Source organism: Stieleria sp. (assembly GCF_041595215.1).
GTDB lineage: Bacteria > Planctomycetota > Planctomycetia > Pirellulales > Pirellulaceae > Stieleria > Stieleria magnilauensis.
In genome coordinates this window covers 1-2,069 of sequence record NZ_JBFHKV010001311.1, presented here as the reverse complement: position 1 = coordinate 2,069, position 2,069 = coordinate 1, and the positions used below count along the sequence as shown (strand labels likewise).

Below are 2,069 nucleotides of genomic sequence, written 5' to 3'. Positions count from 1 at the left end.
GGCGCAAGCCCTCCGGTCCCTCAATCGTTCCCGAAATACCGGAGGGCTCGCGCCCTACCGCTAACAATTACCGCGTTTCCGGACGGGGTTGCAGCCAGTTCCCGGAGGTGACGCTGCGTTTACCTTCGGCTACTCGCTATTATCCCTCCGGTTGGATCGGCCACTTGCGTGAATAGGCCGATTTTGTCGATGGGACGCGGGCCGTGCGGACGGACAACTCCATAATCGCCACTTTCTACCCGTTGTGCTATACTTGTCCGATCCAGTGCCGGCCCCTTCTCTTGCGGCCCGCGACAGCCTTTTCCTCGACGTCAGCATGGTCTCTCTGATGCAACGCCAGAATCGTTTCGTCCTCCTCGGCGGCTTGTTGGCCGTCTCCCTGCAACTCGTCGTCAGCCCCACCGCTCAGGCCATCAAGCCGGAAGATCCGGCGGTGCAGCAAATGGTGAGCCGGGCGATCGGATACCTGGAATCGACCAAGTTTACCGACGAGGGTGAGCTGGTTCTGGCGGCTTACACGATCATGAAAGCGGCACCCGATCCGACCAATCCGGTGGTGCAAGAGGGGCTGGAACAGGCGAAAAAGTTTGTCGGCATCGTTTCTCGGAGCCAGGAATTCAAATCCAACTACCACGCGGCGGTGTCGACGTTGCTGTTTTGCGAAGTCGATCCGGACTTATATCGCAAAGAACTCACCACGCTGCTGCGTTACTTTGACGAGGTCCAGCCCGATCACGGATCCTACACCTATCCGCAAGAAAAGAAGGGCGACACGTCGCAAACCCAATACGTGATCTTGGCGCTATGGACGCTCGACCGACTCGGATACAAGGTCGACTACAGTCGCCTGCAACTGACGATGGAGTGGTTCTTCAAGGTCCAAGATATCCGCGGCGCGTGGCCTTACCAGGGCGAGATTCCCTCCGGAGGTCGCTTGATCCAACAGGAGCGGATCACCGAAGGCATGTCGCTCGCCGCCGGGGCGACGCTGTTGATCGCCGGTGACGTCATGGGCATGTGGGGATCGAGCAAAACGGCCGAGGAAGCCGGCATTGTCGGGCTACCCAAAGCGGTCAAAGTGCTGCGCAATGATGAAAACACGGCCCGCAAGGCCAACAACGCTCGGATCAAGAAAGACGCCATCTTCGGCGCGATCGGCCGCATGGAGAATTGGCTGAGAGCCAACCCGACTCCGAATCACGTCAACGACCGTTACTACTACTACACCTGCTACACCACCGAACGTTATCGCAGTTTCCTCGACATCGCTCGGGGCTTGCCGATCGAGTCGGAACCGGATTGGTACAACCGAATCGTGGGTGAACTGAGGCGGTCGCAGAAGCCCGAGGGTGGCTGGGGCGAAACGCAACACATCTTCGGACCGGGCAACACCTGCTTTGCGATCTTGTTCCTGATCCGAAGCACGAAAAAGTCGCTCGGTGCCGGAGCCAGTGCCTCGACGATCGGTGGTTTCGGGTTCGGTGAAGATGTCAGCGGTGCGAAGATGCAGAACGGCCAAGCGGTTTCTCCGGTGCCGGCCGAATCGGTGTCCAACATGCTGGAACTGCTCGAAAGCGACAATGCCGACGAGCTGGACGGGAAAGCGATGATCGACAACGCGAAACTGCCGACCGACCCGGTGGAACGAACCGCGCAGCTCGAGCGACTTTCTCGCCTGCTTCGCGGCAGCCGGTCATGGCAGGCCCGACGCGTTTCGGCCAAGGTGCTCGGAGCCAGCGACGAGCTGCGTGTCGCCCCCGCGTTGATCTTTGCACTGAGTGATCCCGACCAAATTGTCCGCTCCTACGCACGCGACGGACTACGCTTTATCAGCCGAAAATTCGAAGGCTTCGGTATGCCCGACGAGCCGACCAATGCCGAGGTCCGAACGGCTCAACGGAAATGGCGTGAATGGTACAAGTCCGTTCAACCTGATCACGTGTTTCTCGACGAATAGACCCTTCATTTCCGTGTGATCTCTCGTCTTCCGCCGCACCTTGGTTTTCGGGTAGGCGGTAGTGGACGAGGCGACGAGTCCTCTGCCAGTATGCCGACAACAGAGGACTCGT

Annotated in this window: 1 protein-coding gene; it reads left to right on the top strand. The window is 59.2% G+C overall.

Annotation, left to right across the window (positions count from 1 at the left end; all coding sequences use genetic code 11):
* Positions 1 to 316 precede the first annotated feature (316 nt).
* Positions 317 to 1,957 carry a hypothetical protein gene (locus ABX749_RS30855; protein WP_145208367.1) on the top strand — a complete coding sequence of 547 codons (1,641 nt, stop codon included), beginning with the start codon at positions 317 to 319 and terminating at the stop codon, positions 1,955 to 1,957.
* Positions 1,958 to 2,069: the final 112 nt, after the last annotated feature.